The sequence below is a fragment of the Bacillus sp. 1021 genome, assembly GCF_014534735.1.
In the GTDB taxonomy this organism is placed as follows: domain Bacteria; phylum Bacillota; class Bacilli; order Bacillales; family Bacillaceae; genus Bacillus; species Bacillus siamensis.
Genome location: NZ_JACVSR010000003.1, coordinates 88,858 through 110,387, shown reverse-complemented (window position 1 = coordinate 110,387; position 21,530 = coordinate 88,858). Strand labels below are relative to the sequence as shown.

29 protein-coding genes, 1 tRNA gene and 1 riboswitch are annotated in these 21,530 nt (G+C 44.5%); of the genes, 20 read left to right on the top strand and 10 right to left on the bottom strand.

Annotated elements, in window-relative coordinates; translation table 11 throughout:
* Nucleotides 1-59: 59 nt before the first annotated feature.
* A complete protein-coding gene (nhaC, locus tag ICW23_RS12195) occupies nt 60-1,424 on the bottom strand; it encodes a Na+/H+ antiporter NhaC (RefSeq protein ID WP_188154563.1) in 1,365 nt (454 codons plus the stop codon).
* A 197-nt stretch (nt 1,425-1,621) separates the two neighbouring features.
* Here nhaC and ICW23_RS12190 point away from each other — a divergent pair, with 197 nt between their 5' ends.
* The 5 genes from ICW23_RS12190 (at nt 1,622) to ICW23_RS12170 (ending at nt 5,463) form a co-directional block, all read left to right on the top strand.
* Nucleotides 1,622-1,846: a YqgQ family protein gene (locus ICW23_RS12190; RefSeq protein WP_045926728.1), complete on the top strand. Its 225-nt coding sequence runs from the start codon at nt 1,622-1,624 to the stop codon at nt 1,844-1,846.
* Between the two features lie 18 nt (nt 1,847-1,864).
* Nucleotides 1,865-2,827, top strand: coding sequence for a glucose kinase GlcK (gene glcK, locus ICW23_RS12185; RefSeq protein ID WP_016938955.1), 963 nt, complete (start codon nt 1,865-1,867; stop codon nt 2,825-2,827).
* Nucleotides 2,828-2,908: 81 nt separating this feature from the next.
* Nucleotides 2,909-4,033 carry a M14 family metallopeptidase gene (locus ICW23_RS12180; protein ID WP_016938956.1) on the top strand — a complete coding sequence of 375 codons (1,125 nt, stop codon included), beginning with the start codon at nt 2,909-2,911 and terminating at the stop codon, nt 4,031-4,033.
* A gap of 72 nt (nt 4,034-4,105) precedes the next feature.
* Entirely contained in the window at nt 4,106-5,143 is a 1,038-nt protein-coding gene (locus tag ICW23_RS12175) for a YqgU-like beta propeller domain-containing protein (RefSeq protein WP_016938957.1), read from the top strand.
* A gap of 5 nt (nt 5,144-5,148) precedes the next feature.
* Nucleotides 5,149-5,463 carry an MTH1187 family thiamine-binding protein gene (locus ICW23_RS12170; RefSeq protein WP_045926724.1) on the top strand — a complete coding sequence of 105 codons (315 nt, stop codon included), beginning with the start codon at nt 5,149-5,151 and terminating at the stop codon, nt 5,461-5,463.
* 33 nt (nt 5,464-5,496) lie between these two features.
* Here the strand turns inward: ICW23_RS12170 and ICW23_RS12165 are convergent, their stop codons facing one another.
* On the bottom strand, nt 5,497-5,670 hold the full coding sequence (locus ICW23_RS12165; RefSeq protein ID WP_003153076.1) for a DUF2759 domain-containing protein: 174 nt from the start codon (nt 5,668-5,670) through the stop codon (nt 5,497-5,499).
* A 154-nt stretch (nt 5,671-5,824) separates the two neighbouring features.
* Between ICW23_RS12165 and ICW23_RS12160 the strand changes: the two genes are divergently transcribed.
* Nucleotides 5,825-6,463: an MBL fold metallo-hydrolase gene (locus ICW23_RS12160; RefSeq protein WP_016938959.1), complete on the top strand. Its 639-nt coding sequence runs from the start codon at nt 5,825-5,827 to the stop codon at nt 6,461-6,463.
* A 39-nt stretch (nt 6,464-6,502) separates the two neighbouring features.
* Here ICW23_RS12160 and ICW23_RS12155 read toward each other — a convergent pair whose 3' ends face one another.
* Entirely contained in the window at nt 6,503-6,748 is a 246-nt protein-coding gene (locus ICW23_RS12155) for a DUF2626 domain-containing protein (protein ID WP_003153078.1), read from the bottom strand.
* 236 nt (nt 6,749-6,984) lie between these two features.
* Between ICW23_RS12155 and ICW23_RS12150 the strand changes: the two genes are divergently transcribed.
* Nucleotides 6,985-7,365 (top strand): Spx/MgsR family RNA polymerase-binding regulatory protein, encoded by a 381-nt coding sequence (locus tag ICW23_RS12150; protein ID WP_016938960.1) that lies wholly within the window; start codon nt 6,985-6,987, stop codon nt 7,363-7,365.
* A gap of 64 nt (nt 7,366-7,429) precedes the next feature.
* On the opposite strand, the gene ICW23_RS12145 is transcribed toward ICW23_RS12150, so the two are convergent.
* Nucleotides 7,430-7,500, bottom strand: a tRNA-Gln gene (locus ICW23_RS12145).
* 73 nt (nt 7,501-7,573) lie between these two features.
* Between ICW23_RS12145 and ICW23_RS12140 the strand changes: the two genes are divergently transcribed.
* Nucleotides 7,574-8,404, top strand: coding sequence for an STAS domain-containing protein (locus ICW23_RS12140; protein ID WP_188154562.1), 831 nt, complete (start codon nt 7,574-7,576; stop codon nt 8,402-8,404).
* A gap of 37 nt (nt 8,405-8,441) precedes the next feature.
* Here the strand turns inward: ICW23_RS12140 and ICW23_RS12135 are convergent, their stop codons facing one another.
* Nucleotides 8,442-9,743: a hemolysin family protein gene (locus ICW23_RS12135; protein ID WP_188154561.1), complete on the bottom strand. Its 1,302-nt coding sequence runs from the start codon at nt 9,741-9,743 to the stop codon at nt 8,442-8,444.
* 147 nt (nt 9,744-9,890) lie between these two features.
* Here ICW23_RS12135 and ICW23_RS12130 point away from each other — a divergent pair, with 147 nt between their 5' ends.
* From ICW23_RS12130 to ICW23_RS12090, 9 genes are all read left to right on the top strand, one after another.
* On the top strand, nt 9,891-10,841 hold the full coding sequence (locus ICW23_RS12130; RefSeq protein ID WP_047475625.1) for a magnesium transporter CorA family protein: 951 nt from the start codon (nt 9,891-9,893) through the stop codon (nt 10,839-10,841).
* 192 nt (nt 10,842-11,033) lie between these two features.
* Nucleotides 11,034-12,104, top strand: coding sequence for a competence type IV pilus ATPase ComGA (comGA, locus tag ICW23_RS12125; RefSeq protein WP_188154560.1), 1,071 nt, complete (start codon nt 11,034-11,036; stop codon nt 12,102-12,104).
* The gene (gene comGB, locus ICW23_RS12120) at nt 12,091-13,128 is read left to right on the top strand and encodes a competence type IV pilus assembly protein ComGB (RefSeq protein WP_188154559.1); all 1,038 of its coding nucleotides are present in this window, start codon (nt 12,091-12,093) and stop codon (nt 13,126-13,128) included. The genes comGA and comGB overlap by 14 nt, the downstream gene beginning before the upstream one ends.
* A 4-nt stretch (nt 13,129-13,132) precedes the next feature.
* Nucleotides 13,133-13,441, top strand: a complete 309-nt coding sequence (gene comGC, locus ICW23_RS12115) for a competence type IV pilus major pilin ComGC (protein WP_016938966.1) — start codon at nt 13,133-13,135, stop codon at nt 13,439-13,441.
* Complete coding sequence (gene comGD / locus ICW23_RS12110; protein ID WP_045926719.1) at nt 13,431-13,868, top strand: competence type IV pilus minor pilin ComGD; 438 nt, start codon at nt 13,431-13,433, stop codon at nt 13,866-13,868. Before comGC ends, comGD begins: the two co-directional genes overlap by 11 nt.
* Nucleotides 13,852-14,166 carry a competence type IV pilus minor pilin ComGE gene (gene comGE, locus ICW23_RS12105; RefSeq protein WP_099744655.1) on the top strand — a complete coding sequence of 105 codons (315 nt, stop codon included), beginning with the start codon at nt 13,852-13,854 and terminating at the stop codon, nt 14,164-14,166. Before comGD ends, comGE begins: the two co-directional genes overlap by 17 nt.
* Nucleotides 14,078-14,575, top strand: coding sequence for a competence type IV pilus minor pilin ComGF (gene comGF, locus ICW23_RS12100; protein WP_316936475.1), 498 nt, complete (start codon nt 14,078-14,080; stop codon nt 14,573-14,575). The genes comGE and comGF overlap by 89 nt, the downstream gene beginning before the upstream one ends.
* Entirely contained in the window at nt 14,576-14,953 is a 378-nt protein-coding gene (gene comGG / locus ICW23_RS12095) for a competence type IV pilus minor pilin ComGG (RefSeq protein WP_188154558.1), read from the top strand. It begins immediately after the preceding gene.
* Nucleotides 14,954-15,009: 56 nt separating this feature from the next.
* Nucleotides 15,010-15,189 carry a YqzE family protein gene (locus ICW23_RS12090; protein WP_022552966.1) on the top strand — a complete coding sequence of 60 codons (180 nt, stop codon included), beginning with the start codon at nt 15,010-15,012 and terminating at the stop codon, nt 15,187-15,189.
* A 39-nt stretch (nt 15,190-15,228) separates the two neighbouring features.
* Here the strand turns inward: ICW23_RS12090 and ICW23_RS12085 are convergent, their stop codons facing one another.
* Nucleotides 15,229-15,558 (bottom strand): DUF3889 domain-containing protein, encoded by a 330-nt coding sequence (locus ICW23_RS12085; RefSeq protein ID WP_016938972.1) that lies wholly within the window; start codon nt 15,556-15,558, stop codon nt 15,229-15,231.
* A 258-nt stretch (nt 15,559-15,816) separates the two neighbouring features.
* Here ICW23_RS12085 and tapA point away from each other — a divergent pair, with 258 nt between their 5' ends.
* The 3 genes from tapA to tasA all read left to right on the top strand — a co-directional run bounded on the left by tapA (nt 15,817) and on the right by tasA (nt 17,893).
* Complete coding sequence (gene tapA / locus ICW23_RS12080) at nt 15,817-16,488, top strand: amyloid fiber anchoring/assembly protein TapA (RefSeq protein WP_029575370.1); 672 nt, start codon at nt 15,817-15,819, stop codon at nt 16,486-16,488.
* The gene (gene sipW, locus ICW23_RS12075; RefSeq protein ID WP_049627012.1) at nt 16,460-17,044 is read left to right on the top strand and encodes a signal peptidase I SipW; all 585 of its coding nucleotides are present in this window, start codon (nt 16,460-16,462) and stop codon (nt 17,042-17,044) included. Before tapA ends, sipW begins: the two co-directional genes overlap by 29 nt.
* Nucleotides 17,045-17,107: 63 nt before the next feature.
* Nucleotides 17,108-17,893 (top strand): biofilm matrix protein TasA, encoded by a 786-nt coding sequence (tasA, locus tag ICW23_RS12070; RefSeq protein WP_045926714.1) that lies wholly within the window; start codon nt 17,108-17,110, stop codon nt 17,891-17,893.
* 47 nt (nt 17,894-17,940) lie between these two features.
* On the opposite strand, the gene sinR is transcribed toward tasA, so the two are convergent.
* From sinR to ICW23_RS12050, 4 genes are all read right to left on the bottom strand, one after another.
* The gene (sinR, locus tag ICW23_RS12065; RefSeq protein WP_003226345.1) at nt 17,941-18,276 is read right to left on the bottom strand and encodes a transcriptional regulator SinR; all 336 of its coding nucleotides are present in this window, start codon (nt 18,274-18,276) and stop codon (nt 17,941-17,943) included.
* A gap of 33 nt (nt 18,277-18,309) precedes the next feature.
* Nucleotides 18,310-18,483, bottom strand: a complete 174-nt coding sequence (gene sinI / locus ICW23_RS12060; RefSeq protein WP_016938977.1) for an anti-repressor SinI — start codon at nt 18,481-18,483, stop codon at nt 18,310-18,312.
* A 176-nt stretch (nt 18,484-18,659) separates the two neighbouring features.
* Nucleotides 18,660-19,454 carry a YqhG family protein gene (locus ICW23_RS12055; protein ID WP_045926713.1) on the bottom strand — a complete coding sequence of 265 codons (795 nt, stop codon included), beginning with the start codon at nt 19,452-19,454 and terminating at the stop codon, nt 18,660-18,662.
* Between the two features lie 21 nt (nt 19,455-19,475).
* Nucleotides 19,476-21,146 carry a DEAD/DEAH box helicase gene (locus ICW23_RS12050; protein WP_045926712.1) on the bottom strand — a complete coding sequence of 557 codons (1,671 nt, stop codon included), beginning with the start codon at nt 21,144-21,146 and terminating at the stop codon, nt 19,476-19,478.
* A 145-nt stretch (nt 21,147-21,291) separates the two neighbouring features.
* Nucleotides 21,292-21,392, top strand: a riboswitch (glycine riboswitch).
* Nucleotides 21,393-21,530 lie beyond the last annotated feature (138 nt).

The following is a 21,530-nucleotide window of genomic DNA, read 5'->3' as shown; positions in this document are numbered from 1 at the left end:
AGCGGGATTTTTTGCATGAAAAAACCTGCCTGTAATGACGGCAGGTTTTTCTCGTAATATCAGTTTTTTTTCAGGAAACCGAGAAGGATTGAAATGATCGGTGAAATGTACAGGAAAAAGGTAAACGGCAGGTAATCGATGACAGAAACCCCTAATGCGCTTGCCATGAAAGCGCCGCTTACTCCCCAAGGAATCAGCGGATTGATCAATGTTCCGCCGTCCTCAATCGATCGTGCAAGGTGAAGCCGCTTAATGCTGAGCTTGTCATATAAAGGTTTATAAGACTGACCCGGAATTAAGATCGACAAGTATTGCTCGCCTGTCGCAAGGTTTACGCCAATGCTTGAGAAGACGGTCGCCATGACAAGACGTCCTTTCGTATGCACGCCTTTTATCAATCCTTGAAGCAGCGCTGCGATCAGGCCTGTTTTTTCCATCAGGCCGCCGAGCGCAAAGGCGATCATGATCAGAGAGACTGACCCCATCATGGATTGGAGTCCGCCTCTGTTGATAATGCTGGCTACAGCCTGGTCGCCGGTTTTAAAAGCCGTGCCGCTTTGCAGGGCGGATATAAATCCTTGAATGCTGCTGTCAGGAATAAAAACGGCAGTCAGAAGCCCTGCGGAAATAATACCGGCGGTAAGCACCGGAATAACGGAAACCCGTCTGACCGCCAAAATGATTACCAAAAGAGGTGAAAGAAGCGACCAAGGCGTAACGTGCACGGCCTCTTTAATTCCGGAAATGACTGCCTCAATATTTTGTGTTGAAGCGGCATTTATTGAAACGGATGAACCGAGAATATAAAAAAGAACGATTGTGATCAAAAGTGCCGGAACGGTCGTGCCCATCATATGGCGGATATGCTTAAAAATCGGAATTTCGCCGATACCGGCGGCAAAATTCGTCGTGTCGGACATCGGTGACATTTTATCACCGAAACAGGCCCCGCAAATGACTGCTCCCGCCGTCCATTCGAGCGGAACTCCCGCCGCGCTTGCCACCCCTAACAGCGCGACGCCGATTGTACTGACAGTTGTCAGACTTGAGCCGACAAGTGTGCTGATGATCATGCATGAAAATAATGCGGTCAATAGCAGCTGACTCGGCTGTATAATCGATAAAGCGTAAACGGTGACGGCGGGAATGGCCCCGCTGTACATCCAAGCACCGATCAGCACACCGATCAAAGCCAGCACGATAATCGGCTGTACACCGTTTTTCAATCCGCTGACAATTCCTTTTTCAAGACTGCCCCACGAGAAACCGAGCCGCAAACCTGCCAGAGACAGAATAATGACACAAAAAAACAGCGGCATATGCGGCTCCGTATGAAAGAAAAACAGGCAGGAAATAATGACTGCTAACATTAAAACAAATAAACCGATGGCTGAAATGAACGTCAGCCTTTTTTCTTGTTTCAAAACAACACCCCATCAAACTTTAATCCTTTTGTGCTTTTGGGCACGAAAGTATTGTAACAGAAAAACGCATAAATGAGTGTTTTTTTACAATTATGAATATGGATTTTACCAAAAAGACACAAGTGAATTTTATCCAATTGTTTTTTACTTGACGCCTGCTTTAGAGATGAAATACGCTTATACTGAGAAGAAAAGAAATGGTGAAGAAGATGAATTCATTTTATGACGTACAGCAGCTGTTTAAGTCATTCGGACATATCGTGTATTTCGGTGACAGACAAGCTGAAATTGACTTTATGAAAGATGAATTAAAGGAAATGTACTTGTCAAACGTGATTGAAAGAGACATATGGCTGAAGGCCTCCGGAGTTCTACAGCAGGAATCTGAGAGGATCAAAAGAAGAGACAACAGCAGGATTTAATAAGAAAAGGAGATCATTATGGAAGAGACATGGTTTGCGGGGATTGATCTTGGCGGAACAACTATCAAGCTGGCCTTTATCAATATGTACGGTGAAATCCAGCATAAATGGGAGGTTCCGACCGATAAGACAGGAAACACTATAACGGTCACGATTGCAAAAGCGCTTGACCAGAAGCTGGAAGAATTGAACAAGCCGAAACGAATCTTGAAATGGATCGGCATGGGAGCGCCCGGACCCGTGGAAATAGCGACGGGGATGGTTTATGAGACGACTAATATGGGGTGGAAAAACTATCCTTTGAAAGACCATCTCGAGGCGGAAACGGGTATTCCGGCCGTTATTGAAAACGATGCCAATATCGCGGCGCTCGGAGAAATGTGGAAAGGCGCAGGTGACGGAGCCAAAGATGTCATTTTGGTGACGCTCGGAACCGGTGTCGGCGGAGGCATCATCGTCAACGGCGAAATCGTTCACGGTAAAAACGGGGCCGGCGGAGAAATCGGTCATATTTGCAGCATTCCGGAAGGGGGAGCTCCGTGCAACTGCGGAAAATCCGGCTGTATCGAAACGATTGCGTCCGCAACCGGCATCGTCCGCATCGCAAAAGAAAAACTTGCGTCGGTTTCCGACTCTTCGCTATTGCAAGTGCGTGATCTGACGGCACGTGACGTGTTCGATGCGGCAAAACAGCAGGATAAGACAGCGCTTGAAGTCGTTGATTATGTCGCAAAACATTTAGGCCTCGTGCTCGGAAATCTGGCAAGCGCCATGAACCCGACGAAAATCGTGCTCGGCGGAGGCGTGTCTAAAGCAGGCGAAATACTGCGGTCAAAAGTGGAAGAGACCTTCAAAATCACCGCGTTCCCGCGTTCTGCGGAAGCAGCCGATATTTCGATTGCGGCACTGGGAAATGACGCCGGAGTCATCGGCGGAGCATGGATTGCCAAAAATGAATGGCTTAAATATCAAAACTGCTAGAGAAAGTCTGCCTGCCCATATAGCGGGCGGCTTTCTTTTTTTATCTCCCCTGTCATATAGTTTTAAAAAAGGGGGATGAACATGGCGGGAATTCGTGTCAAACCTGAAATAAAACGGCATATGAAAGATGTTGCACAGGTGCTTTCAATTGATAAAAAACTGTTGGAAGACGCCAATAAAACGGCGGAAAGCGATGAATTATTTTGTCCCGGCTTCCTCGTGAGCAGTCAGCCAGAATGTCCGATAGAAACGCTTAGCGGGCTTTCGCAATACATCCGGCACTGTGAAAGCATTCTTTCCGCTGATCAATGGGTGAAGGAAGAAAAGGTGTACGGCTCTCAATCGGTTTATGAAGAAATTGAGAAAATAACGGATGTCTTTCCGTTTGTCACGTGCCGTAAAATCGGCAGTTCCGTTTTGGGAAAACCGCTCTATGAGCTGAGAATAGGCGCGGATACGGCCGAGAGAAACGTGCATGTAAACGCCTCTTTTCATGCCAATGAATGGATTACCACGTCGGTTGCGATTAAATGGTGCAAAGAATATTGCGCGGCATTATGCGAAAATAAAACGGTTTTCGGACTTTCCGCTATTGATATATTCAGCCGGACATCCTTATCATTCGTTCCGCTCGTAAATCCTGACGGTGTGGATCTCGTACTTTACGGATGTGAAGATTTATCAGAAAAAAATGAATTTCTCAATGAATTAAATGAGCACCGCCCGGATTTCCGCGAATGGAAGGCGAATATAAACGGCGTTGATTTAAATAAACATTTCCCATCGAATTGGGAGATTGAACAGAGGCGCAAACCGAAGGCTCCCTCGTACCGTGATTTTCCGGGCACGGCGCCGCTCACTGAACCGGAGGCGCAGGCGATGCACCGGCTGATAACGGAGCAGCCGCCTGACAGGCTGATCGCGCTTCATACACAGGGAGAAGAGATTTATTGGGGGTACGAAGGATGTGAACCGGAGCAATCATGTGAGGTCATCCGGGAGTTCGAAGCGATAAGCGGAAACCGCTATCAAGGTGTAAAAACCATTGACAGCCATGCCGGTTTCAGGGATTGGTTTATACAGCAATACGGAAAAGAGGGCTATACCGTTGAGCTCGGGAAGGGGAAAAATCCTTTGCCTTTTCATCAGTTTTCGGATATTTATCAAGCGACGGAAGGAATATTGTGGAGGGCGCTTGTTTTTTGAGACATCTGTGAAATTTCTCATTTGTTTATATTAACAAATATGGGACAATAGAAAAGAATGGGGGGAAGGCTGGTGAGATACTTGTGTTGTGTTCTGCTGTCCGCGTTCGTTCTGTGTTTAGCGGCCTGTGAACCATCTCATCAGCAGCCTGACACAGACGTCTCAGCAAAAGCAGCAGAACAAAAAATCGTTCCGCTCAGTAAAAATGAAGCGGAGAAAACGGAAGGATGGCTGGATAACAGGACCATTCTGTATACAGCACATAATCAGCTGATGAAATATGACCTTTTCAGCGGAAAATCCGAACCGCTCTGCGAAACAAAGGGCCATATTGTCAATGTAAAGATCAGCCTGAAAAAAAAGCTGATTCTCGTTCAGGTGACAAACAGCGGACAGACTGAGCTTGTGCTCATGAACAAGCAGGGGAAAAGACTTTATCACAAAGCCTTTAACTCTTATGAGCTGGAGACGGCTTGGAATCCATATGACCCGTACCAAATGATGATTACCGTTTTTTCTGAAACATGGGACTTCACAGCCTATACGGCCGATATGAAACGCGGCATTTTAAAAATGAGTCCCGTTCAGGCCCCTTTTGTCCATTGGACGTCCTCCGATGAATTTCAATATATTAAGCAAGGAAAAACGGAGGAAGAGGGCCCTTTATATTCTTATGATCTGGAGACGGCAAAAGAAAAAAGAGTGCTACAACATGTCATCTGGGCAGATTCCCGCCCGGGTATGATGCTTGCCGTCAGACAAACGGATAAACCGGACGGCAACGGCGAGTTCCTTTTCCAAAAGCCGGCATCTGTGACACACCGCTTTCCTCTTCAAAAAAAGTATGAGAGCTTTGCGCCGATGGAATATGATTACGATCAGACCCACAAGCGGTTTTACACGTTTAAGCCGGAGGGCCGGTTATACAGGCTGATCAGCTTTGACTTGGGGGACAAACGGGAGCGGACGGTGCTTAACAATACGGAAATGGAACCGATTCAGATCTCTCCGAACGGGGAATACGCTTTATACGGCTTTACGTATGATCGTCTGATTTCACTGAAAACAGGACTGACAGAACCAATCATAACAAATGAAAAAGGAGTTTGAATCAAATGGCAATCGCAGATGTGACAATTATTCCGATCGGAACAAAAACACCGAGCGTCAGTGAGTATGTAGCGGACGTGCAAAAGATTTTGGAAGGCTACAAAGCAGCCGGCAAAATCAAATTTCAGCTCACACCGATGAACACTTTGATTGAAGGGGAGCTGAGCGACTTGTTCGCGGTCATTCAGGAGATCCACGAAGCCCCGTTCCAAAAAGGGCTGCACAGAGTGGCGACCAATATCCGCATTGATGACAGGCGTGATAAAGAAACGACGCTGGAGAGCAAAATCAAAAGTGTCAGCAAACATTTGCAGCAATAAAAAATAAGCCTGTATCCTAATGGATACAGGCTTTTAATGTGCAGTCGGATATCCGCTTGTAACAACGGTCATTACGGTAAACCAGCCGAACACGCCCAGTGTGGCGGCGGCTAACAAAAATCCCAGGATATTTCTCTGTCTGACAGCCCGCAGGACTCCTAACACAGCTAATAATGCGACAAGGCCGAAGATTACAACAAGTAACATCATGCTCCCCCTTTGTCATTGGAACCTGAAAATCTTTCCATTTTATTTTAACCGTTTTCATTTTGTTTGTCGATAGTGTTTTCCCAGCCGCATTCATTGAATCTTCGGCAGAAAACCTTCATAATAAGGGCATATACATAAAGAGGTGATAAAAGTGAAATGGAGACGAATGCCGGCCGGTCCGATTCAGGCAAACGCCTATTTTCTCGTCAGCGAGGATCAATCTTGTCTAATTTTCGATCCGGGCGGGGAAGCGGACAAACTCAACAATTACATAAAAGAAAACAATTTGAAGCCGCTTGCGATCTTGCTGACGCACGCCCATTTTGACCATATCGGCGCGCTTGACGAGGTAAGAGACAGATGGGATGTTCCCGTATATCTTCACAAAAATGAAGAAAAGTGGCTGGAGGACTCTTCCTTAAACGGATCAGGCATATTGCGCGGCATCGCTGTCACGGCACGGCCCGCCGATCGGCTGATTGAAGGCGACGGCATATTGGACATCGGCCCTTTCCATTTGGAGACGCTGTTTACGCCGGGACATTCACCTGGAAGCGTTTCTTATTATGTGAAGGACGCTGATTTGGTGATTTCAGGCGATGTGCTCTTTCAGGGAGGCATCGGCCGGACGGATTTACATGGAGGAAATCAGGACGTATTGCTTGATTCCATCCATCAAAAACTGCTCACGCTTCCCGGACATACACTTGTGTTAAGCGGTCATGGCGCGGAAACGGACATCCAGACAGAGCAGGAGCGAAATCCGTTTATTAATGGATTTTCATTGTAAACGAAAAAAGACAGACCGTAATCGGTCTGTCTTTTTCAGTCAGTGGGTTCCGCCGCCCGGTGTCATAATAAAAATAGAGTAATATGTAAATCCGGCGAAAAATACGGTTAAGTACGCTCCGAAAATATAAATATACATCCGCTCAGTCAGATTCAAATAAGAAAGAAATACAAAAAAGATCGTCTGTCCAAAAAACAAAAGAGATGCGTCTTTCATGCCGCCTAAAAAAAACATGACTGCAAAAATCCCCGTCCAAAATCCTAACACCCGGAACATGCGATTCATTCCTTATCCCCTCCCGAGAGTCTATCTGAAGTTTATTATAATAGATCGGCAGTTAAAATGTAAACATTTTCATGATTATATTTATTGTGGAATTTATGTCTTTCCCTGTGTTTTATATCTTATGCCGTTCTCTAAAAAAGATCCGAAAAATCTTTTTGAAATACGTTTAGCGAAAAAAAGTTCAGGGTACTTATGTTAACAAAGAGACGGATAATCCGAGGGAGGAATTTTTAAAAATGAAAGATCTTATTTTTTATTCATACCCGAGCTGCACATCATGCCGAAAAACGAAACATTGGTTAAAAGCCCACAATATTGACTTTCAAGAGCGCCACCTATTCAGGGAGACACCGTCAATTGATGAATTGAAGCAAATCTTATCCTTAACAACCGAAGGAATTGATGAAATATTAGCGACGAGGAGCCAAACATTTAAAAACCTCAACCTGAACATTGAAGAAATGACTGTAAATGAAGTGCTGAAGCTTTTGATTGAAAAGCCGAAGCTGCTGCGGCGTCCGATCCTGATCGATCGCAAAAAGCTTGTTGTCGGATATAATCCAGGAGAATTGATGAAGCTGACGAAGAAAAAAACGGTACATCAATCTGTATCATAAGAAAAAAACGAAGATCCGCTGATCAAACATTATCAGCTAATCTTCGTTTTTTGCGGTTCCAGGACTGGGCTAGCTGGATTCGAACCAACGATCACGGAGTCAAAGTCCATTGCCTTACCGCTTGGCTATAGCCCATCGAATGCTAATTACAGTATGTGCATCCGGCGCCGGTTTATACATACAAGTCAGATTTGAATGGAGGAAACCCGTGAAACATTTAAATGAAGTATTATCTCAAGTATTAATGGAAGAATCAGGCGAAATCATACGTGAATGGCTGCTCATCCACGAACCGGGGCGGCCTTCAGATGAGCGGAAAGCGGAAACGCAGCACCGCCTGTTAATTGAAATCGTTGCCGGCATTTTATCGGGGAAAGACGGCGAAGAAGAGGAGCTGACAAAGTGGGCGCTGCAGTTCGCAAGAGACAGGGCCGTGCATGAAGTCCCGGTCTATGAAAGCGTCGCAAGCTTTAAGGAGTTCCGGAGATTGGTCTGGAACCGCATACAGACATGCAGTGAAACGATGTCTGAAAAGCCTGATACAAATGCGGTATTTACATGGGGAGAGAAGCTGAACCAAGCAATTGACCATATGATTGAAGTATTTACAGAGGAATATCATAAAGTGACGATAACGCAATTAAACGCCCAAAAAGAAATGATTAACGAACTAAGTGCGCCGATTATGCCGATTGCCGACGGTATTGGAATTTTGCCGCTTGTCGGCGAAATTGACACTTACCGGGCAAAAATGATTTTGGAATCGGTGCTTGACCAATGTTCTTCGCTCCGGCTTTCTTATTTATTTCTAGATATATCAGGTGTGCCGATTGTGGATACGATGGTCGCTTATCAAATTTTTAAAGTGATTGACAGCACAAAACTTCTTGGCATAGAAACGACAATCTCAGGCATTCGGCCGGAAATCGCGCAAACCGTCGTGAAGCTCGGCATCGACTTTTCTCAGGTGAAAACAGAGCAGAGTCTGGCGAAGGCGCTGGCAAAAAACGGTTTTGTCGTAAAAGAATCATTAAGATGATATAAAGCTGAATGGCCGAGAGGGATTCCCCCCTCAGCTATTCAGCTTTGTCAGCTTCAATCGTAATGATATGATGGCTGTCGATTTCTTTTACTGTAAATGTGTACCCTTCAAAATCAATGGTGCTTCCGGGTTTTGCATCAATATGCTGAGTAAGGAACCAGCCCCCGAGTGTATCGACTTGATCGGCCGTAATCTCAGTTCCGAGTACGTCATTGACGTCACTGATCAGCAATTTGGCGTTCAGAAGATAACGGCTGTCTCCAAGCTTTTGAACGGAAGGTGTCTCATCCGTATCAAATTCGTCCCGGATCTCGCCGACGATCTCTTCAATGATGTCTTCCACGGTTACTAATCCCGCGGTTCCGCCGTACTCATCAATGAGAATGGCCATATGGGCGTGTTCCCGCTGCATTTTAACGAACAATTGATAAATCGGGATCGTCTCAATCACGTGGATGGCCGGCTGAATGTAAGGGCTGAGCTCGTGTTTAGTAAACGATGCCCCTTCAGACAGGAATCTGAATAAAACTTCTTTTATATTGATGATGCCGACAACATGATCTTTATCTCCCTTTACGACAGGATACCGGGTATATTTATTTGTTTTGATAATGTCGCGGAGCATATGTCCTGATCCGCTGTCTAACGGCAGGCTCACCATTTCATTCCGGGGCACCATGATTTCTTTCGCAGTGCGCTTATCAAATGTGAAAATGTTATTTACGTAATGCAGCTCGCTTTTTTTAATCATGCCGCTTCGGTAGCTTTCGGCAAGCAGCACCCGCAATTCTTCTTCCGTATAAGCCATTTCATGTTCTGAAGCCGGCTTCAAGCCGAACAGGGCTGTAATCAGGCGGGCGGAATGGTTAAGCAGCCAGATGAACGGAAACATTAACTTATAAAACAAAATGATTGGTCTGGCAGACAAAAGTGTAATCCGCTCGGCTTTTTGGATAGCAAAACTTTTCGGGGCGAGTTCGCCGATGACGACATTCACATATGTAACCAGCAGAAAGGCGATGATCAATGACAGTACTTGGGCAACCGCTTCGTGAACTCCGGTTTTTAAAAATAACGGCTGAAGCATTGCTTTGACTGTCGGTTCACCAAGCCAGCCGATTCCCAAAGCGGTGACGGTGATGCCCAATTGGCATGCCGATAAATATTCATCAAGGTGTGTAATGACATGCTTGGCTGCTTTTGCCCCTTTCACACCATCCTGAATGAGCTGATTGATGCGGGAGCGCCTTGCTTTAACGATTGAAAACTCTATGGCGACAAAACACGCCGTTAATAAAATAAATAATACGATGGCAGTCAGTTTGATGATATACAATGTAACGCCTTCCGCGAAGGAAGGCTTGCACCTCCCTTTTTTCGGAATAATACCACTCTGGAAAGCTGCTCAAACATCAAACCTGGTTTAGCCTGCTTCATTTACGGTAATTAAAAACAAGAAAGCGAAACTGGAGGCTGACAAGAGATGAAGATACATTCGGGGACGGACTGGTTTTGGTACCAGCTCGGTCCGCATGAAAAAGCGGAAGCAAAAAAAATGATCCACCACAATCACTGGCCGCAATGCGAAAAGTGGTTTGAACATGAAAATCATATAAACTTTCTGCGTGCAGATACAAATGATCAAAATAATGAAGCGGTTTTCGGATCTTTAATCTATCATCAAGGATTAGATGATGAAAAAAACCATACCGTATTTCACTTTTATATTACGAGAGACTTCTTTTTTACGATTAATTTTGATTTTTCGCTGCTGCGCGGTGTAAAAGAAAAGCATGCCACACAGCAGATTCAAACCTGTGAAAATCCGATTGAAGGCTTTTTTGTTCTGCTGGGAGAGCTGATGAATTCCTATCTGATCGGACTGGATGAATTTGAAGTCAAGCAGCGGACGCTCAAATGGCAGATTCATGATGACAACAGCAAAGGAATCTTGGAAAACGTGCATAAGCTGCGCCATGAGCTGTTCATTTGGAAAGGCCTTACACTGGGGGCTAAAAAAGTGGAAATGGCTTTAAAAGAAGCGTTTCTTCCGAAAAATGACAGGCAGAAAGATTACCTCAGGGCTCATCAAAAGATGGAGAGAGGGATTACATATATCAATGAGTTCGATCAGGAGCTGAGCAATCTGCTGCATGCCGAGGAAGTCATCACCTCTCAAAGAGGAAATGAAATTGTAAAAGCATTGACGATCTTTACAACTCTCTTTACACCGATGACGGCACTTGGCGCTCTCTGGGGGATGAACTTTGATAATATGCCGGAGCTTCATTGGAAATATTCGTATATTTGTTCCATCGTGCTTATTATCGTATCCACCCTGCTGATTTACATTTATCTGCGGCAGAAGGGCTGGACAGGGGATATTCTGCGGGAGAATCAAAAGAAATATTTGCGGAAAGAGAAGAAACGCTAAGGAGAGCAGGCACATGCCTGCTTTTTTGGCGGCCGAAAATGACTGAATGGTGCCGGATTTCATTCAGTAAATCAATATCATACAGCTGATTTTTGATTTTTTTACGTTTTACACTGTGTAAAAAGCATTATTTCTCTTTTGCCGGCTCTTGTCTATTTGATTTACAATACGTGTCGGAAGGAGGGAAGTCTTATGGAGAATATTGAAACATACAGCAGGAACATTATAAACGAGGCCTATACGGCAAGAGCTTCAGATATACACATTGTGCCGCGTGAAAGGGATGCTTTCATTCATTTTCGCATTGGTCATGCTCTTGTGAAAAAAAGAGTTTTAAAAAAAGAGGAATGCGTAAGGCTTATTTCTCATTTTAAGTTTTTATCGGCGATGGATATAGGAGAAAGACGAAAGCCGCAAAACGGATCATTGTCTCTGCCGCTTCCATCCGAAACCGTTCATTTAAGGATGTCAACCTTACCGACAATGAATGATGAAAGTCTTGTCATCAGGCTTTTGCCTAAGCGGCAGATTCCCCCTCTGGATAAACTGTCCTTATTTCCGGGGGCAGGCGCCGCACTATTGTCCTTTCTGAAGCATTCCCACGGCCTGATTCTTTTTACCGGTCCGACCGGATCTGGAAAAACGACCACTCTCTACTCGCTTGTCAATTATGCAAAACGTCATTTTAACCGGCGGATTGTCACGCTTGAAGATCCCGTAGAAACGAGAGATGAAGATGTTTTACAAGTTCAGGTGAATGAAAAAGCCGGAGTCACATATTCCGCCGGTTTAAAAGCGATTTTAAGACATGACCCCGATATGATCATCTTAGGGGAAATCAGGGATGCCGAGACGGCTGAAATCGCAGTCCGCGCGGCTATGACGGGGCACCTCGTTCTTTCAAGCCTGCATACAAGAGATGCTAAGGGCGCTATATACAGGCTTCTGGAGTTTGGGGTGAACATGACGGAAATTGAACAAACCGTTATTGCCATTGCCGCTCAGCGTCTGGTTGATTTAACGTGTCCGTTTTGCAAAGCGGAAAACTGCTCCGTGTACTGCTGGCTGTACAGGGAGACGCGCCGTGCGGGAATCTATGAACTGCTTTACGGGAAAAATCTCACCCAATGCTTTCAGGAAGCAAAAGGAGAGCACGCCAATTTTCAATATCAGACGCTCCGCAGGCTGATCCGAAAAGGAATCGCGCTCGGCTATGTCACGACTGACAACTACGATCGGTGGGTGTATCATGAAGCGGATTAAAAGAACCTGGCCGTTGAAGGATCAAGCGGCTTTTTTGAAAAGGCTCGGCGAAATGACCGAAAAAGGGTACAGTCTGATCGAAGGGCTCAGACTGCTGAAACTCCAGCTTCATAAACGCCAGCTTGCAGAGCTGACGGACGGAATCCGCCGGCTGAGGGAAGGCGATGCGTTTTACGAAGTGCTTGAGGCATTGTCTTTTCATAAAGAAGCCGTCTCTATCTGCTATTTCGCGGAAAAACACGGAGAATTGCCCGGGGCGATGAAACAAAGCGGCGAATTGTTACAGAGAAAGCTCATGCAGACGAATCAAGTCAAAAAAATGCTCCGGTATCCGATGTTTTTAATCTGCTCCGTCTTTGTCATGTTTTATATTCTGCAAAGTATGATCATCCCGCAATTTTCAGGGATTTATCAATCAATGAATATGAATACTTCCGGTTGCGTCAGTTTCATTTTTTCGTTTTTTCAGCATTTTCACGAAGCTTGCGCACTGGTGCTGTCAGCCGCTCTCAGCTTGTTTTTGTTCGTTTGGTTTTTATGTAAGAAAAAATCCCCGCAAGACAAAATGCTTATTGTTGTGAAAATCCCCTTAATAGGAAAAGTAGCCGTTCTTTTTAACAGCTATTTTTTCTCTTTACAGCTCAGCAGTCTTCTGAAATCCGGTCTTTCTATCTATGACAGCTTAACGGCTTTTAAGGAACAATCTTTTCTGCCTTTTTATCGTGAAGAAGCGGATATGCTCATTACACGTTTGAAAGCAGGTGAGACAATAGAATCCGCTCTTTCCGGGCATCCGTGTTATGAAAAAGATCTAGCGGCTGCAGTCAGCCACGGACAGGCAAACGGCAGGCTTCATCGCGAGCTTTATACGTACAGTCAGTTTATGATGGAGCGCCTTGAACAAAACGCGGAGAAGTATACAGGCATTCTCCAGCCTGTCATTTACGGCGTTGTGGCCGGTATGATTCTGATTGTCTATATGTCAATGCTGATGCCGATGTACCAGATGATGAACCAAATGTAAGGGAGTGCTTCGTCTGAAAAACCAAGATGGATTTACTTTAATTGAAATGCTGATCGTGTTATTTATCGTTTCAATTCTGCTTTTAATAACGATTCCTAACGTTACAAAACATAATCAAAGCATACAGCATAAAGGCTGTGAAGGACTGCAGAATATGGTGAAAGCCCAAGTGACGGCGTACGAAATCGACCATGAAGGAAAAATGCCGGATATGAAAGACCTACAGTCAGAGGGATATATTAAAAAGAATACAGCCTGTCCGAATGGAAAACAGATTTTAATTAGCGGCGGGGAAGTTACAGTTGAACAATAACAGGCTGACAGAAAGCGGATTCACCCTTCTTGAAAGCCTGATTGTGTTAAGCCTGGCGTCCGTTCTGCTGACGGTCTTGTTCACGGCGCTTCCGCCGGTTTATACCCATCTGGCCGTTCGGCAAAAAACGGAACAGCTCCAAAAAGATATTCAGCTTGTACAGGAAACGGCTGTCGCAGAGCATAAAAGAACAAAAATCATTTTTCTCCCAAAAGAGCATAAATACAAGTTCCAGTCAGCCGGAAAGGCTGTCGAGCGTTCATTTGATTCGCTTCATATTACACTTATGACCTTGCCGGAGAGCCTTGAATTTAATGAAAAAGGCCATCCGAATTCCGGCGGAAAGATTCAATTGAAGCACGCAGGGGTCACTTATGAAATAACAGTTTACCTAGGGAGCGGAAATGTCCATGCAGAACGGAAATAAAGGGTTCTCTACTATTGAAACACTATCAGCAATGGCCATTTGGCTGTTTCTTATGATTTCTATCGTTCCGGTCTGGACGGACATGCTGACGGATAATCTGAAAACAGAGGAACGTCAAAAAGCGCGCCAGCTTCTCCAGGAATGTATCAGCGCTTATATGATGTCCGGAAAAAAGCAGCCGTCTCCCGGTGTGACGTGGAAGGAGGAAGGTGATTATTACAAAGTCTGTGCGGCTGTCCGCGGCGAAAAAGAAATGTGTCTCAGCATTCTCAAAACAGACTGGCTTTACGCTTCTTAATGTTTTGTTTTCCTTGGCAGTCTGTCTCTTCTTATCAAGCACCCTGAGCCCGGTTTTACATTTGTTTTTATCAGGCCAAAACGATAACGGCGGAATAGACAGCCGGGAATATCATATTGCCGTTCAGCAGATCATGAATGAATGTAAACAGGCCGAGACTGTAAAGCCGGCGGACGGCGGACGGGCATTAAGCTGCCGGAAAACAGGAGGCGAAGAAGTGCGTTTTGAAATCTACCATACGATGATAAGGAAAAGAGTAAACGGAAAAGGCCACGTGCCGATCCTGCATCATGCGGCATCTTTAACGGCTGGTGTGAAAAACGGCCTGCTTTTATTAGAGATCTCAAACGTTACAGGTAAAAAGAACCAGGCGGCCATTCCGATTTACAGCTCTTTAAAAGGTGATTAAATGTACAAATCTGACGGGTTTATATATCCAGCGGTTCTGTTTGTTTCTGCCGCGGTTTTACTTGTCATCAGCTATACTTCATCTGATTTCATCACCCGAAAAACCTTTGCAAAAGAGGCCGGGGAGTACTGGATCGGTGAGAACCTGCTTCAAAACGGCGCGCTGCTGTCAAGCCGTCATGTGATACAGGGACAAAAGGACCGAACCGGTACACATCGTTTTCCGTACGGAACCGTTTCCTTTCAGATCACCGAAAGCGATAACCCGGAAGCGGTTCAGGTTACAATTCAGGCGGAAACAGCGTCGGGGACGAGACGGGAGGTTCACCTTTTGTTCAATCAGAAGAAGAAACAGCTGATTCAATGGACAGAAGTATAAAAAAGAGGCGGCGGGACAACACTTCATAGTAAAGACAGCAATATGAGGTGAGAGCCGTGAAAACAAACGATTATGTAAAATATATGACTGAGCAATTCGTTAAATATTTCGATACGCCGAAACAGGAACGGAAAGAGCGAAAAGAAGTGCGGAAAGAAAAGAAAGTGCCGGCTTCCCAGCACTGGTTCGGAATATTGCCGTATAGTTTTAAGCTGTGGATGCAGCGGAAAAAATAAAGTGTAACACACGAAGGTCCTCCTGATACAGGAGGGCCTTTATTGGTATTCCTCAATGACGGCAATTTTATTTACTTTTTGGCTGTAGGGATTAAAAGAAATCGTAACAAACACACCAAATTCTTTAGCGCCTTCCCGCAATGTCAGGTGGTATTGTTTTACCGCTTCATCTGTTCTTTTACGGTCCCACACCTTTTGAATAAATAACGTTTGAGCGAGCGGATATCTTTTTTTAGCTTCTTTTTCCGCGATTTTTTCCCATTTTGATTTATGGTGAACAGCATAGTAAGGCGCCGCTTCCGCCTGATCCATTCCTGAAACCCCGAAAACAAGAAGAGAAAGGCAAATCAGACTTTGTTTGATCATCATTCTTCGTCCTTTCGCTGTATATGATTTCCAATTTGTTCTGAACACTTCATTATTTTCTCACATTTTATTAGAAAAAATTCCAAAAAGGTGTGTAATTTGGAGCAAAACGATGTTTTTAAAAGATTATATTCTTAAAAACGAACAATTTGACCGTTTTTGACATTTTTCAAGACGATAAACCTTGATTATACTTTGTTTGTGCAGTTCTTTAAAAAGAACGATTGTTATATTTATTAACAGTTTTACAGGGGGTAAGGCATGTTCCGATTGTGGCGAATGGAGAAAAGGGGTAAGGGGAGATGGAGGATAATGCTGTTTTTGCGGCTTACGTTCATTTTCTGCCTGTCCGTGACGATATGTGCTCAGTTTACGGGTGACACGAGTTCCTCCTTTAATGATGTGAAAAGCTTCAGTCTTCCGGTTCAAACGTGCGGAGATTTTCGATATTCAGATGACAATTGCCGTTATGACGAACGCTGGGATCAAAGTGATTTACATATAACAAATCAAACTGATACGTCGGGCGCCGTGTGTGCGCCGCTTCGACTCTATGCCGAGCTGGAGAATAGGGGAAAAGAGCGGACTGTTTCTGACTGGAAATGGGAACTCCATAAAATCGCCTCTCAGCAACAGCCTCTGCAAAACGGAAATGTTGTGGATAAAGGGCTTATTACTGATAAAAAAAGCAAAACGATTTATAAAATTGAGTCAAAGCGGGCCCTGCAGCCAGGCATATACGCATTCAAGGTTTACAAGCCTGAAGGGTATCCTGCGAATGATGAAAAGTATGAGTGGTCAAAACCGATGAAGCTTGTCAAATGCCAGGAAAAGGCGACGGCTTCCGATCAGAAGAAAACAGAAAAACAACCGGCTGAGCCGGTAAAAGAAAGCGGGGAAGAACATGAAAAGAACGCTGAAACTGATCAGTAATATTTTGTATGCCGTCATTTTCAGTTTGATTATTGTGCTGACTTTAACGGTGATCTCGACCCGGGCTTCCGGCGGTGAGCCGGCCATCTTCGGCTATACGCTGAAATCCGTGCTGTCGGGTTCAATGGACCCGGAATTTAAGACGGGTTCGCTCATAGCGGTAAAGAAAATTTCTGACGTGAATGATTTAAAAAAAGGCGATGTCATCACTTTTACACAAAATGACGGATCAGCCGTAACACACAGAATTATCGGGATCACAAAAAAGGGCGGGCACCTGATGTTTGAGACAAAAGGAGACCATAATGCCGCTCCGGATGCCGCTCCTGTTCAAGCTGAAAACGTGGTGGCTCAGTATACGGGATATCAGCTTCCGTATGCGGGATATGTCATACATTTGGCAAGCCAGCCGATCGGAACGGCGATTCTGCTAATCGTTCCCGGCGTCATGCTTTTGATTTACTCAATCACAGTTATTGTCAGCGCTCTCCGCGATATCGAGCGGAAGACGAAAGCGTTGGAAGAACATGCGAAAAACGGGACGATGTCCACATGAATACGGTTGCAACCTGGCGACAGGATTTGATAACAAAAAAGAAAAAATAGGGGGAATACAAACATGGGTATGAAAAAGAAATTAAGCTTGGGCGTTGCCTCAGCCGCACTCGGTTTAGCATTAGTGGGAGGAGGCACATGGGCCGCATTTAATGATGTGAAGTCGACGGACGCCACATTTGCGTCAGGAACGCTTGATTTATCAGCTAAAGAACAATCAGCCAATGTCAATTTGTCAAACCTAAAACCAGGTGATAAATTGACGAAAGATTTTGAATTCAGAAATAATGGTTCGCTTGCCATTAAAGAAGTGCTGATGGCTTTGAATTTTACTGACTTCAAAGGAGCGAAAAAAGGAAACGAATCTGCGGAAGATTTCCTCAGCCAGTTTGAAATTACGGTTCTGACAGTCGGCAAAGAAGGCGGCAACGGCTATCCTAAAAATATCATTTTGAAGGCAGCCAGCCTGAAAGACTTATACTTAATGTCAACAAAACAGGATAAAGCAGCTGCCGAAGCGATCAGCAAACACATTGATCCGAAATTCTTGAGTACAAGCGGAAAAGTCAATGTGGCAACCATTAACGGCAAGACAGCGCCTGAGTATGACGGAGTTCCGAAAACGCCTGTTGATTATGATCAGGTGCGGATGGAAATCCAATTTAAAAATGATACTGCAAAAGGTGCGGACGGACTGAGTGTCCAAAACAAATTCCAAGGCAATGCGATTTCTCTTCAATTCTCTTTTGAAGCGACGCAATGGAACGGCTTGACCATTACAAAAGATCATACGGATAAAGACGGTTACGTGAAGGAAAACGAAAAGGCTCACAGTGAGGATAAAAACTAATCCGAACGTCGGGCAGATAAAAGAGGAGTTGTGCACATATGGCGGCACTACTCCTCTTTTTGCGATTTTCTCCATTTTTGATAATCTAAAAATTCACGAAATTGTTTTTTTGATACCCCGGATGTCATCGCATCACGAACTAATTTCTCCCATTCACTATCTAATTGACCATCGTATTCGGTTTCATGTTTTTCATCAAGTAAAGTATGAACCGAGACGTCCAGAACAGCGGAGACTTTTTCTAGAAATTGAATGGAGGGGTTCGTCTGTAAATTTCGTTCTATTGAGCTTAAATAAGACTTCGCTACCCCAGCTTTTTCAGCTAGTTCTGATAGTGAGTAGCCTTTTTCTTTTCGGTATTGTTTAATACGCTGGCCAATCAATGTCATCACCTTCCTTGTGATATTATAGCACATTCAGAAAGGATTTACGGTATGACTTCTGGCGGCCTGGATATGTTGAGAAGACTTTTTATGCGAATGCAGGTATTTGCGTATTTCTTCCAGGCTGATATTTGCTTTTTGAGCTTCTAATATCAGCTCAACCCATTCCTTATCTAATTGCGAAAATTCCATTTTTGCATTTTTCATGCATTTTCTCCTCCTAAAATACTTGTTTATGTATTTCAGCCAATCCGCCCATGACCTTATCTTTACATGTCTGGAAGTGATTCATCGCATGCGAAACGCCAGAAATTTTTTCTATATACTTTTATTATAATATAGAATTTCCAGAAAAAACGGGAAAGGTGTCGAATGGATAACGCTTATCCAGAAAAATTACTTTGCAGGAAAAATAAACCGCCGTTTTCAATCTGAATATGAATTTTCGGCTGATATAAGGCTTTCAGCGCTTGTTTTTCCAAATGGTATTCCTCAGGTTTTTCTTCTGTCTGCTCATAAAACTGATCGAGCAGCCTGAGGTCCTTTTTCCATCTGGCGATCGCGCTGTCGGCCCAGTCTGACGGCTCTTTGGCGGCAGCGTCTTTTAAGTAATGCTCCATCCTTTTAATTCCGCTTTCCGGCTTAATCATCGGCGATATGGTAAAGCAATAGTCTGATATTTGTGATGTCATCGGCAGAGGTGCAAGCTTCTGCTGAAATCCCTCAACGATTGTTCCAGAAACAAGATGCAGGCCTAAAGACAAAAGTCTGTCTTTTTTCATGTCGGATTGGTATGAAATCACTACATTTAATCCAAGCCAGGGCTGAAGCGGCACTCTGGCTCCGGCTGATACAATTTTCTCATATATTCTTGTAAATCTCCCATTTTGTTTAACTGCTTGAAAGATTTGAAAGAGGCGCGGGGCTCCAAAGTAAATAAACTCGCCGTCCATATCCTCCGGAGCCGTTTCTTTATCAGTGATGAACGTAATCTTCATCGGGTTCGGTTCGCCGCCCGTTTTTTCACGCCAATGCCAATAAAACGGGCGGTTCATAATTTGTTTGTCCATCTCGACCGTCAACTGAACCGTCATAAAACCCGGCCCGTGTTCAGTAATCGGGCAGTGGTTCGCTTCAAAAAAGCGCAGTAAAAATTGGTGAACTTCCTGCTGTCTCATGTCGCGCTTCCTCCTTTTAGATTAAGAGCCTTTTTTTCTGGCGGGTTTTTCCGTACCATACGATAAGAAAGAGGTAAGGTTGTCCATTTTGATCCGCATTTCTTCCTCTGTCAGCGAGTGGCATAAAATATCATGTAAATGATCTTCAAAATTGCTCACTTTGATTTTTGTTAAAATGTCATCTAGTTCTCCGACGACATTTTCAAATAAATGAATTTTGTCATACAAGAGTTTTAAGATATGCTCTTCCACCGTATGTTTTGTCGCCATATTGTAGATGTGGACATCTCTTTCCTGACCGAGTCTGTGAATCCTTCCGATTCTTTGTTCAAGCCGCATCGGGTTCCACGGAAGGTCATAGTTGATAATATGGTTGCAAAATTGCAGGTTGATCCCTTCCCCTCCGGCTTCTGTAGCGATCAGGACCTGCACTTTGCCGCGGAAGAGATCCTTCATCCAGTCTTTTTTCCCGCGCTTAAATCCGCCTCTGAACGGAACGGAGCTTATGCCGTTCTGCTGGAGGAACCATTGTAGATAAATCTGTGTCGCCCGATACTCAGTAAAAATAATGACCTTGTCATTAATCTTTTTAATTAAGTCAACAACTTGAATCGCTTTTGAGTTTTGCGTGACTTGATTGATGCGGTCCATTAAATTGGCGATCGTCTGTTCATCGAAAGCGGGCGCTTGTTTGTCTTTTTGATCAAGCATTTTTTTAAGCGTCATATACACGGCTTCCCTGCTTGAACAGCACTCCCGTTGCAGCGTCATAATGGAAAATGCGCTTGCGGGCTTTTCTGTGCCGTTTTTCAGTGCGTTAATGTCATCGTAGAGCGCCTGTTCCGTCGGTGAAAAGGTGATCGGCACTGTTTCCACGTGTCGCTTCGTCCATGTAAGCCCTGTGTCGCTCCGTGTGTTGCGGATCATCACTTTATTGACGAGCTCTTTCAAATGCTCATGAGCGTCAATCCCGTCCTTTTGATTGAACGTTTCTTGAAATCCGCTTTCATTTCCTAAGTGGCCGGGTTTTAACAGTGACACTAAATTGAAAATTTCTTCGATCCGGTTTTGAATCGGAGTCGCCGTCAGAAGCAGGCAGTATTTCTTCACAAGACTTCTCGCAAATTCATAATTTTTCGTTTTGCTGTTTTTGAGCTTATGCGCTTCGTCAATAATGACGAGATCATACGGAATCGAAAGCACAATCTCCTTGTGAGGCGAACGCTTGGCCGTATCAATAGAAGAAACGACGATATCGCACTGTTCCCACACATAGCTTTTTTTCTGTTCAACAGCGGGTATTAAAAACTTCTCCTGAAGCTCTTTCACCCACTGGGACACGAGTGATGCCGGCACAAGAATCAGGATTTTTTTGGCCAGCCCGCGAATCATGTATTCTTTTAAAATCAGTCCCGCTTCGACCGTTTTTCCGAGCCCCACTTCATCAGCCAAAATCGCTTTGCCGTTCATTTTTTCAACGACTTTCTGCGCGACTTCAAGCTGATGGGGAAGCGGAGTGAAATCAGGCAGGTATAAAGGAGCCCTTAACCCTTCGAATTCAGGAATGGCAAGGGTCTGCTGGACTTCAGCCGACAGTTTGTACATCTCCCAATTTGACCAGGGGCCGTCGGTTTTCAGCCGCTCAGAAAACTCTCCCGGCCAGTTTGCATCAAATATGATCTCTGCTGTCATATGTAACAAAACCGCCTTTCTTTTAAAAAACTGATTTATCATCATTTTTGTTGCCGGACGTAAGTGAGGGTGGTAGGATATAAGTAATCATTTCACTAAAAGATATTGCTTTAGTATGTCCATAACAATTGGTAAATATGAGCGAATGACAGCAAGGGGAGAGACTCGGACGAAAAATGTGCATCCGGGCGCCGAAGGAGCAAACTGCGGAGTGAATCTCTCAGGCAAAAGAACTCTTGCTCGACGCAACTCTGGAGAGTGTCTGCGATTTGAAGCAGCAGACCACCAAAGGGGACGTCTTTATGATGTTTTCATAAAGTAAACTTTCAGGTGCCGGGACAGAGAAACCTTCATTTTCATGAGGTGTTTCTCTGTCCTTTTTTA

Excerpts from the sequence above, each read along its gene's own strand:
- ICW23_RS12190 (WP_045926728.1), top strand. The coding sequence starts at position 1,622 with ATGGTGAAGAAGATGAATTCATTTTATGACGTACAGCAGCTGTTTAAG.
- glcK (WP_016938955.1), top strand. The coding sequence starts at position 1,865 with ATGGAAGAGACATGGTTTGCGGGGATTGATCTTGGCGGAACAACTATC.
- ICW23_RS12180 (WP_016938956.1), top strand. The coding sequence starts at position 2,909 with ATGGCGGGAATTCGTGTCAAACCTGAAATAAAACGGCATATGAAAGAT.
- ICW23_RS12170 (WP_045926724.1), top strand. The coding sequence starts at position 5,149 with ATGGCAATCGCAGATGTGACAATTATTCCGATCGGAACAAAAACACCG.
- ICW23_RS12165 (WP_003153076.1), bottom strand. The coding sequence starts at position 5,670 with ATGTTACTTGTTGTAATCTTCGGCCTTGTCGCATTATTAGCTGTGTTA.
- ICW23_RS12155 (WP_003153078.1), bottom strand. The coding sequence starts at position 6,748 with ATGAATCGCATGTTCCGGGTGTTAGGATTTTGGACGGGGATTTTTGCA.
- ICW23_RS12150 (WP_016938960.1), top strand. The coding sequence starts at position 6,985 with ATGAAAGATCTTATTTTTTATTCATACCCGAGCTGCACATCATGCCGA.
- ICW23_RS12130 (WP_047475625.1), top strand. The coding sequence starts at position 9,891 with ATGAAGATACATTCGGGGACGGACTGGTTTTGGTACCAGCTCGGTCCG.
- comGA (WP_188154560.1), top strand. The coding sequence starts at position 11,034 with ATGGAGAATATTGAAACATACAGCAGGAACATTATAAACGAGGCCTAT.
- comGB (WP_188154559.1), top strand. The coding sequence starts at position 12,091 with ATGAAGCGGATTAAAAGAACCTGGCCGTTGAAGGATCAAGCGGCTTTT.
- comGE (WP_099744655.1), top strand. The coding sequence starts at position 13,852 with ATGCAGAACGGAAATAAAGGGTTCTCTACTATTGAAACACTATCAGCA.
- comGG (WP_188154558.1), top strand. The coding sequence starts at position 14,576 with ATGTACAAATCTGACGGGTTTATATATCCAGCGGTTCTGTTTGTTTCT.
- ICW23_RS12085 (WP_016938972.1), bottom strand. The coding sequence starts at position 15,558 with ATGATGATCAAACAAAGTCTGATTTGCCTTTCTCTTCTTGTTTTCGGG.
- tapA (WP_029575370.1), top strand. The coding sequence starts at position 15,817 with ATGTTCCGATTGTGGCGAATGGAGAAAAGGGGTAAGGGGAGATGGAGG.
- sipW (WP_049627012.1), top strand. The coding sequence starts at position 16,460 with ATGAAAAGAACGCTGAAACTGATCAGTAATATTTTGTATGCCGTCATT.
- tasA (WP_045926714.1), top strand. The coding sequence starts at position 17,108 with ATGGGTATGAAAAAGAAATTAAGCTTGGGCGTTGCCTCAGCCGCACTC.
- sinI (WP_016938977.1), bottom strand. The coding sequence starts at position 18,483 with ATGAAAAATGCAAAAATGGAATTTTCGCAATTAGATAAGGAATGGGTT.
- ICW23_RS12055 (WP_045926713.1), bottom strand. The coding sequence starts at position 19,454 with ATGAGACAGCAGGAAGTTCACCAATTTTTACTGCGCTTTTTTGAAGCG.
- ICW23_RS12050 (WP_045926712.1), bottom strand. The coding sequence starts at position 21,146 with ATGACAGCAGAGATCATATTTGATGCAAACTGGCCGGGAGAGTTTTCT.